At 45.6% G+C, this 9,285-nt stretch carries 2 protein-coding genes and 1 pseudogene; 1 reads left to right on the top strand and 2 read right to left on the bottom strand.

Going from position 1 to position 9,285, the window contains the following annotated elements; all coding sequences use genetic code 11:
- Nucleotides 1–298: recombinase family protein (locus BLT02_RS16305; protein ID WP_175453910.1), on the bottom strand; the 298-nt coding region annotated here is incomplete at its 3' end.
- Nucleotides 299–1,087: 789 nt separating this feature from the next.
- On the opposite strand from BLT02_RS16305, the gene BLT02_RS16300 reads away from it, so the two are divergent.
- Nucleotides 1,088–7,930, top strand: coding sequence for a leucine-rich repeat protein (locus tag BLT02_RS16300; protein WP_207649428.1), 6,843 nt, complete (start codon nt 1,088–1,090; stop codon nt 7,928–7,930).
- 197 nt (nt 7,931–8,127) lie between these two features.
- On the opposite strand, the pseudogene BLT02_RS16295 reads toward BLT02_RS16300, so the two are convergent.
- Nucleotides 8,128–9,285 (bottom strand): annotated as a pseudogene (locus BLT02_RS16295) (hypothetical protein); the annotation flags it as partial.

Below are 9,285 nucleotides of genomic sequence, written 5' to 3'. Positions count from 1 at the left end.
TGATCCCGCTGGCAATATCTGAATAAACGCAGGACACTTTGAAACCGTTTGAAAAACAGAACTGCTTCAGCATGGAGATCTGGTTCTCCAGGTCAGGCTTTTGCTTTGCTGTTGAGACTCTTGCATAAAGGCATGTTTTTCTCTCAACATTTTTGTTAAAGATGGCGTATACGTCATCGCTGTCATAATCATAATGGCCGTTTGGCAGCTTTCTCACATGGATTTTTCCATCTCTGACATACTTTGATAAGGTCTGCCTTGTGACACGCAGTAGCTGCAGTACATCTTTTGAACGCAAAAGCATCACCTCCTTCAAGGTAATTTTATCAGAAATACAAATTATATTAAAATATTTTCATATTTTATAACATATTTAATGTATTTTTGAACCATACTTTCGGATATTTATCACGGCACCTTAAAAGAGGTATTGTACAAAAATTTATTTGATTACTGATACAGACCGGCTCGAAACTCGAAGCGTTTTTCGCGGCTTTTTAAAGAAAAACCCGATTTCAAAGCATATTAAACAACGCTTTTTCTGGTAAAATATATGGGATGCAAAGGAGAATTCAATGAGTGACCTAAAAGTAATGTAGGTCAGTCAAAAATAACCTGTTTGACAAAGTTATGAAATGGCATATATCTCAAATCTTATGACAGAGATCAATGGGGGTAATACATCATGAAAAGAAAGCTGTCCGTGCTGGCTATGATTCTAATAACATCTCTGTTCCTTACAAATATCAGTCCCGCGCTGGCTATAGCAGCGGAAGCTCCTGCAGAAAATACTGCAGAAGAGGAAAACACGGTAGAAGTGCCTGTAGATAATACCATGGAAGAGGAAAACACGGTAGAAGCGCCTGTAGATGATACCGTGGAAGAGGAAAACACGGTAGAAGTGCCTGCAGATAATACCGTGGAAGAGGAAAACACGGTTGAAGCGTCTGTAGATAATACCGTGGAAGGAGAAAACACGGTTGAAGTGCCTGTAGATAATACCGTGGAAGAGGGAAACACGGTTGAAGTGCCTGTAGATAATACCGTGGAAGAGGGAAACACGGTTGAAGTGCCTGTAGATAATACTGTGGAAGAGGGAAATCCGACTCCGGACACCACAGCAAAGGATAAAACCGAAGAAGAAACCGGCTCTGTTGAGATTGAGGAGCCTGTGGAGGGATCATTAGAAGGGCTTGAGGCGCAGGAGGAGGAATCCCGACAGGAAATTGAAGAGAATGAATCACAACAAGAGTCAGAGGAATCCCGACAGGAACTTGGAGAGAATGGATCACAACAAGAGTCAGAGGAATCCCAGCAGGAAAACTGGGAGGATCTGGTTCTTCCTGAGGCGGATGATGAAGAGGAAGTCCGTGCAGACGCAGCCATAGCCATGGGTGTGCTGGCAAGCGGGATCTGCGGGGCGGATGGAGATAATCTGACCTGGGAATTCGACGAAGCAGGTACTTTGACCATTTCCGGAACAGGGGAGATGCGGGATTATATTAATACTCATAGTGCAAATACCGGCAATACGAATGTTCCATGGAATGACTATAGAGAATCCATAACTGTATTGAACATTGAAGAGGGCGTGACCAGCATAGGAGAATGTGCGTTCCTTCGACTTGAGGAATTGGTCAGTGCCTCCTTCCCGGACAGCGTGACCCGCATAGGAAACAATGCATTCTGCGGCTGCAGCAAACTGACCGGGATCGAGCTTCCTCCGGAAGTCGAGACCGTAGGGAGCGGTGCCTTCTATGGAACGGCGATCACAGGCATAACCATACCGAAGAGCATGTGCAGCTACACCCAGGACAGTTCGCCATTCAGAGGTACTGAGCTGCGGGAAGCAGTGATCGAGGATGGAGCAGAGATGATACCGCAGAATCTGTTCAGGGGATGCAACAGTCTGGAAGAAGTGGCGATACCTGACAGTGTATTACAGATAGGATTTGACGCGTTCAACAGCTGTACCTCACTTGAAGAGATAGAACTTCCAATCAGAGTAACAACGATCAACAGCAATGCATTTATGAACTGCACATCGTTGAGGAGGATAGGTCTGCCGGAATCGTTGATAGATATCGGGAGCAGTGCATTCAGTGGATGTACGTCACTGAGTGATGTAGTACTGCCTTCGTCACTGAGTTTGATACAAAATTATGCATTCAAAGACTGCGTATCACTGAAGAAAATCAACCTGCCGGCAGGGGTGAATGAGAGCACATCATTCAATTCTCCGTTCTATAACACCGGTCTGACAGAGATCACATTCGGGCAAGGCATAATGAAGATTCCGGCATATATATTCGCGTCATGCGGATCACTTGAGACTATAGAGATCCCGGACAGCGTGACCCGCATAGGAAACAATGCATTCTACGGCTGCAGCAAACTGACTGGGATCGAGCTTCCTCCGGAAGTCGAGACCGTAGGGAGCGATGCCTTCTATGGAACGGCGATTACAGGCATAACCATACCGAAGAGCATGTGCAGCTACACCCAGGACAGTTCGCCATTCAGAGGTACTGAGCTGCGGGAAGCAGTGATCGAGGACGGAGCAGAGATGATACCGCAGAATCTGTTCAGGGGATGCAACAGTCTGGAAGAAGTGGCGATACCTGACAGTGTATTACAGATAGGATTTGACGCGTTCAACAGCTGTACCTCACTTGAAGAGATAGAACTTCCAATCAGAGTAACAACGATCAACAGCAACGCATTTATGAACTGCACCTCGTTGAAGAGGATTGGCTTGCCGGAATCGTTGAGAGATATCGGGAGCAGTGCATTCAGTGGATGTACGTCACTGAGTGATGTAGTACTGCCTTCGTCACTGAGTTTGATACAAAATTATGCATTCGAAGACTGCGTATCACTGAAGAAAATCAACCTGCCGACAGGAGTTAACCAGAGTGCATCGTTCAATTCCCCGTTCAACAACACAGGGCTGACAGAGATTGCTGTTATTGAAGGCAGCACACATGATCTTGGGAAGCTGCTTGGCAAAACCTTCTCAGGATGGATAAATGGAGAACAGACAGTAGTTGAAGTAAGTGATACTGGCGTGATCACGGCAGTCAGGAAAGGTTCAGCAATTATAACATATACAGATCAGAATAATAAAACTGATCAATATACGATCAACGTGATTCCCGGAGAAGCAGACTCGGACAGATTCATCATAATAGGACAGGGAGAGGGCTTCCGGGGTGATGAAATACCTGTCGATATAAGACTTGCAAACACTGAAGGTATTACCTCCGGTGAATTTACGATCTTATATGACAACACCAGGCTTACAGCGGTTTCCGCAGAGGCAGGCGAATGTATCAGCGGGGATGGAACACATGTATATCTTTCGGATGCAGCGGGGGCTGTCAGAGTCATTTTTTCAGGTATTTCACAGGCGCAGGAAGAAGGGGATAACGATGGCGATGTACTCCTGAAACTCCGTCTGAAAATCAAAGACAACAGTCTCTACGGGAAAACTGCAATCTCGGCTGCAAGGGCTGTCTTCAATCTTGACGATGGTAAATTAGTATCCGGCAAGTCGGCCTACGGAACTGTCCTGGTAAAGTATACGGATAAGGACAGCCTGCTGTCACTTAGCAACGATAAAGTCACTTTACAAAGGGATTATTCGCAGATAGTGGATGTAAGCGTAAAGAATCTGACAGATGATCCTGTTCACTATTATCTGCAGGCAGAAAATCCATATGAAGATATTTACCTGAACTTTGTTGACAGCGGATCAGATTTGGCACCGATAACGATCAATGGCAAGGAAATCCTGCATATTAATCTCAGCGTTTTCCTGCAGAATGCCCAAAGAGAAGAGTATTCTATACCTGTCAAAGTTATGGTAGAAAAGAACGGGGTATTTGTTGAGAATGGATCCGTTAATGTGGATTTCTATTGTCACATCCCTGTACTTGATATAGATCTTAAAACCGCTGAGATAAATGGATCTACTCTGGAGACGAAATATACGCTGAGTAACAATGGCGACAGTATTACGGATCTGACTTTGAGAATAGAAGGTGATGCCGCTGACTATGTGAGATTCGAGAACACATTCAACAATTATAGATTCAATTCAGGTCAGCAGATAACCGCAATACTGAGTCCTGATTTGACAGCGATGAAAGAAGACTCGCTGACACGAGTCGAAGGAAAACTGATCGCTTCCGGTGCAGGTAAAGAACTTGCATATGACATAAGTTTCGATACCGGAGGGAAGGAGATCCATTCCCTCAAATCCGGAAGAGTGGCAATGATGCAGGATGGAAATCCGTACTATGATATAGAATGCACGTCCAGTTCAACAAATATGGATGCAATGAACGCTGAGAAACTCCAGTCCTTTGTTAAAGAAAATGGTGATTTCACATTGTCTGCAACGAGGAACTATTTATATAGCGGAGGAAGCGGGACTGTCACTGTCGAAATAATAGTAGGAGGCAAAGGCACTACATCACAAGAATACCCCCAGGGTCTGACTGTTGATAAAGAAAAAGGGACAGTTGTTAACTGCTCGACAGTTGAGATTGATTCAAAAGATTCCTATGACTGGGCAGTTGAGATCCTGAATGCAATAGGCGATCAGTTCAATCTGAAGAAAGATGCAGCTGCAGCAGTCGACAGACTTGTATTGGGAGAAGTTCCTAAAGAAGTCACTGTTATGACTTATGTTACAGATGGGATTTTCAAAATACTGGATGCAGATAACCGCGCGAAGTCATTTATGAATATTTATAAAGGCCTCAGCTATGTAAGTGATGGTTTCGGATATCTTTCAGATTTGGCAGATGCAACCAGCTTGTTTGCCAACCCTGATGTCAGCGAAGATGATGCACAGGGATATTTGCTGCTCAAATTGGCTGAAAACATAGTCGGAATCCCAAGTGATCCGACCGGACGAGTCTTTGGAACCACTATGAAGTATGGTTTCAAATTGCTCGAGAACATGCATAAAACATTGATCGGAGAAGGACCGCTAAGTGAATACAGTAATGACGAACTGGGGAATTACATTCATCAGCTCGTAAATGGTGTACAGTGCACTAACGCCGGTAAGGTCACATGCAACGCCCCTCTTGCCAGAGGAATGAAAGGCTTTGGCGCATATATGGAGATCTACAGAAGACTCGGCAGCGGACAACTTGATTCGAGCAACATCCTCCAATCTTTAGGCTATAAATCAAGGGGCTCTGTCAAAGGGTCTGATGATTCAGATGGAGACGGGCAGCAGGAAGCCGCATTCATGTACATAACAGCAAGAATGGCAAGCGGATCACATGATTTTACGAACAGGGTCAAAGGTCATTATTACATTCAGGTCAATGATACATATATGGGTTCAATAGAAACTGATGGCGTTACTGAAGTCACAGGGTTTGGTCTCTTTACTGACGAGCTGAATACTGGGTCTAACACCATCGTAAGGAGTTATGATACAAACCCGGGAAGCCATCGAGTAGTTGCAGAGACAGAGATAAACACTTATGTTCCGGAAGATGCAGTGCTTTCATTTATCGGGTCCGCAGACGAATATATGGACATCACACCTCATCCTGACTTCGCAGTTTACCCTGAGAATATTTATGTTTCTGATGAGTATGGCGACTCTACAACTGCGGTTAGTGGATCTGAATCTAAGATAGCTGTCAATGTATATAATCGCGGACAGAGGGGCGGCTGGACAGACATAGTGATCTATGACGGTGATGATGAGATATACAGGGAGGGAAATGCGTATATTTCCGCTTTCGGGAAGCACGCAATATCAGCGGACTGGATACCGTCCACCAGATCTTCTGCTAAAATCAGGGTCATTCTTGATAATAAAACGAGATATGCCGATGAAATCAAGCTTGGAAACAATGATGCTGAAATGACTTTCCCGGTAAGGCAGAAAGTAATACCTGAAGTGAAAGGGATATATCCGGACAGAATCGAATTATTGAATGGAAGCGATACAGTACAGATCTCGGCAGATGTCAGTAATATCTCCGATATAGTATCTGCAGAATTCGCCATCGATGGCAAAGCCATTTCGCAGGATACCAAGTTTGCTGACTATCAGAACGGCAGAAGATATTCTGCTGAGGTAAGCGGGGAGCTGCTCAATGAGGGTACTCATGAGATTTCACTTACGATAAACTACAAAGCTTCCTCAGAGCAGATCAGATCTGTGAGCTCCACGTCTGAAATCGTGGTGACATACCACAATTGTGAGAAACAGGGACATATAATGAAGACCCTGGAGGGCAGCGACTGGATATGTGTCGACTGCGGAGCCAGATGTAAAGATATAGGAAGCGCTGAAATCACACTGCAGTATTATAATATCGAATACACCGGAAATCCTGCTGTGCCTGCAGTCACTGTAAAATACAACGACAATACGCTCAAAGAAGAGACGGATTACGTGATCAGTTACACAGACAATACTTCAATTGGTGTAGCGAAGGTCACAGTTGCAGGAAGAGGTGAATACTGCGGGTCAGTACAACTCAGTTTTACCATCGGAAGCGCAGAACAGATAGATGATTGTGATCACGATTATGACTCCGAGACTACTCCTGCTGACTGCATCCATGATGGTTATACGACTTATATTTGTAAACTGTGCGGTAAAATGTATGTTGAACCGGACGAAAAAGCTCTGGGACATAGTTGGGATGACGGAACGGTTACTGTCGCTCCCGGATGTGACAATGACGGTATCATTACCTGTCTCTGTACCAGATGCGGGGAGACCAGAACAGATGTCATCCCGCATAAAGAACACGAATGGGGTGGCTGGGTCGTTGTCACAAAGCCTACATATACCAATGAGGGAAAAGAGCAGCGCAGATGCAGCAACTGTGAGGCAGTCGAAGAGAGGACAATAGCCAGGCTGACACCTCAATCCATTACAAAAGCAACGGTAACGGGAGTCGTTTCCATGACGTATACCGGCAGAGCTATTAAACAGACACCTGTTGTAACACTTAAAGGTAAGACACTGAATTCCGGTACTGACTACATAGTTAAATATAAAAACAACACTTATGCCGGAACTGCTACAGTGACGATCACAGGCACAGGAAATTTCAAAGGCTCCATTACAACAACATTTACAATTAAAAAAGCAGATCAGACCATAAAAGCCAAAGCCGCAGCTTCCTTCATCGCTGTGGGCAGAACTACTACTGTTTCCACGACCGGCAATAAAGGATCTGTAACCTACAAGTCCTCGAATACTACAATCGCCACCGTGGCTAAATCCACCGGCAAGGTCACCGCGAAGAAGGTGGGAACGGTCAAGATAACCGCAACCTCTGCAGCAACCGATAATTTTAAGTCCGCATCCAAGACCGTCACCATCAACGTGGTCCCTGCGGCAACTACATTACTGACTGCATCCAACCTGGCGGCCGGGATCAGGCTGAATTGGAAGAAGGTCGCCGAAGCAAAAGGATATAAGGTTTATCGAGGGACTTCCCTATACAAGACTATTACCAGTGGAAGTACAGTGACCTATACGGATACGAAAGCCAGCACCAACGGTACGAAATATACCTACAAGGTTATCGCGACAGCGGCCACCGGACCCAGTACACTGTCGAAGTCTGTCGCGGCTTATCGTGTTGCCCGCCCGGCCATCTCTTCCGCGACGAACTCAGCAGCAGGAAGAATGACTGTCAAGTGGGGCAGGAACACAAAGGCGACCGGCTATCAAGTGCAGTACTGCCTGAACAAGAGCTTCTCGAGCGGAAACAAGGCTGCCACGATTAAAAGTAATAAAACCGTGAGCAAAACGATCGGAAGCCTGACCAAGGGAAAGATGTATTATGTGAGAGTGAGGAGCTATAAGACCGTGAGTGGGAAGAATCATTACTCGGCGTGGAGTGTAGTGAAAGCAGTGAAGGTCAAGAAGTGATTTTAAAATGCAATTTGAACCTTATTTCTCCGTGATAAATTTCTCCGTGATAATGACCTCCGGCACCAAATCTGGCACCGGAGGTCTATTATTTGTGTAACTATTGTTCATATGAGCAAGCGCTCATTCGTCCTGTGTTTGCAGAACTGTCCGGGGTACTCCCCTTCAAACTTTTGAAGAGCGGCAACAGATAAAAATTATTTGCTGATCTTTACGCTCTTTACCGAACTCCAGGCTGAGAAGTACTTTGTACTTCCGACAGTTTTAAATGACCGTATCCGCACGTAATAAATCTTACCTTTCGCCAGACTTCCAATCACCTTCGATACAGTAGAGGCGCTATTGATACTCACCGACTTGTTCCCGGTCTTAAATGTCTTGTCAGGACAGTACTGAATCTGATAGCCGGTCGCCTTCGCGTTCTTGCCCCATTTGACCGTCATCTTTGAGGCAGCACTGTTTGTCAGGGTACTAATCGCCGGTCTGGCCACGCAGTAAGTTGTTACGCTTTTTGAGAGTGTGCTCCTGCCGGTGGCTGACGCGCTGGCGATGATCTTGTAGGAATATTTTGTCCCGTTTGTATTGGCTTTCTTGTCCGTATAGGATACGGTAGAGCTGTCTCTGATGGTTGCAATCTGTGTACTTCCGCGATAGATGAAATAAGCGTTAGCCCCGGCGACCTTCTTCCAGGTGAGCTTGATACCTGTCGCCTGGTTTGCTGCTGTAAAGGATGATGTTGCTGCGGGAACCACCTTGATCGTGACAGTCTTTGACGCGGCTTTGTAGTTTGCAGTCGCGGCAGAAGTCGCAGTGATCTTGACCGTGCCGACTTTCCTGGCAGTCACTTTGCCCGTGGATTTGTCTACTGTGGCAATGGTCGTGTCGGAAGTTTTGAAGGACTTTCCTCCCTTGTTTCCAGTGAGGCTGACTGTGGTTGTCTTGCCAACCGGGATCGTAGAGGTTTTGGCTGTTGCTGTAATAGACTGGGCGGCTTTGATGATGGTGAATGTCTTTGTTATAGCGCCTGCATAATTACCGGTGCCAGTAATCGTCGTAGTTGCTGTGCCTGCGTTGATATTGTTCTTGTAGGTCAGCTTGTAATCGGTATTATTCTTCAGTGTTAAAGACCCAAGCTTTACAACAGGTGTCTGTGTGAGTGCCTTTCCTGTATAGGTTTTGGTCTTGATGCCTGTAACGTCGGCTTTGGCGATGGAAACCGGAATGGTTATTATATCGAATTCCTGAGGTGCCCAGTCTGGACCAACTCCCCACATTTCCAGATTGTGTGTTGCCAAACTCATATCCAATGCAAATGCTCCATTCGTATATGCGGGGCTGAAGTAATATGCATCGAA

Origin of the sequence: Sarcina sp. DSM 11001 (genome assembly GCF_900101015.1) — a bacterium.
Lineage (GTDB): Bacteria > Bacillota > Clostridia > Lachnospirales > Lachnospiraceae > CAG-791.
The sequence above is the reverse complement of the archived record's forward strand: the minus strand, read 5'-3'. Positions and strand labels throughout refer to the sequence as shown.